This window comes from Polaromonas sp. P3_C2 (assembly GCF_056402675.1).
Window position 1 is genome coordinate 1 of sequence record NZ_JBFUGX010001015.1, and the last position, 1,050, is coordinate 1,050.

A 1,050-nucleotide genomic window follows, 5' to 3' on the forward strand; every position below is an offset into this window, starting at 1 on the left:
CACGATCACGGCCGAGCGCAAGCAGACCATGGATTTTTCGTCGCCTTACTTTGACGCGCAGCAACTGATCGCCGTGAAGAAGGATTCGAAGATCGCCAAGTTCAACGACCTCAAGAAACTCAAAGTCGGCGTGCAGAACGGCACCACGGGTGACGAAGTCATCACCAAGCTGCAGGGCAAGGAAAGCGCCAACATCAAGCGCTTTGAAGCGACGCCACTGGCGCTGAAGGAACTGGAAGCCGGCGGCGTGGACGCCGTGGTCGCCGACAACGGCGTGGTGGAGCACTACGTCAACAACAACACCGGCTCGAAGTTCAAGACCATCGCCGATGCCAGCTTTGCACCCGAGCAATACGGCCTGGCCGTGAAAAAGGGCAACGCCGAGCTGCTCGCAAAACTGAACAAGGGCCTGGCCGACATCAAGGCCGACGGCACCTACGACAAGATTTTCGCTCAGTACTTCGGTAAAGCGCCAGCCGCCACCGCCGCTGCAGGCACCGCATCGGCACCAGCTGCCGCCGCCTCTCCCGCCAAATAAGACGCCGCAGGCAGGGCCGGCAAGGCCCAAAGACAAAGCCCCGTTCATTGCTGAACGGGGCTTTTTTATTAGTGTGAAGCCCGCCGATAAGCCGGATTCTGTGCACCGGGCCCCCTTGGAGAAAGCCCGGCGTGACCGCCATTAATCTGGGCCGGGGGTCGCCCCCACGGCTCAATGCTACCTACCCGCCAACTCTGCGGAACCACATCAACGTTGGCCTACTTGGTATTGCTGCGCGTAGAGATTGCCCGTTTCACCCGGCCCCAGGTTGCCCCAAGGCCGACTCGTCTCTGTTGCTCTGATCCTCACCTCACGGTGGAGAGGTGTTACCTCCTACGCTGTCCTGTGCAGTCCGGACGTTCCTCCAGTGCCTGGTTTCCCAGATTGCACCAGCGGCGGTCTGGCGTGCTTCACGAGGCCCATTATCCGCCAGGCCTTTAAAATGCGGGTTGCTTGATCAACACGAGCCCCTTTTCATGATTCGCCTGACCGAACTCAAACTTCCGCTGGAC

General features: G+C 59.9%; 1 protein-coding gene and 1 other RNA gene. One reads left to right on the plus strand and one right to left on the minus strand.

Going from position 1 to position 1,050, the window contains the following annotated elements; genetic code table 11:
* On the plus strand, positions 1 to 538 hold a 538-nt coding region (locus tag AC1DWI_RS24245), incomplete at its 5' end, for a transporter substrate-binding domain-containing protein (protein ID WP_477726054.1).
* A gap of 71 nt (positions 539 to 609) precedes the next feature.
* Here AC1DWI_RS24245 and rnpB read toward each other — a convergent pair.
* Positions 610 to 950: RNase P RNA component class A (rnpB, locus tag AC1DWI_RS24250), an RNA gene on the minus strand.
* Positions 951 to 1,050 lie beyond the last annotated feature (100 nt).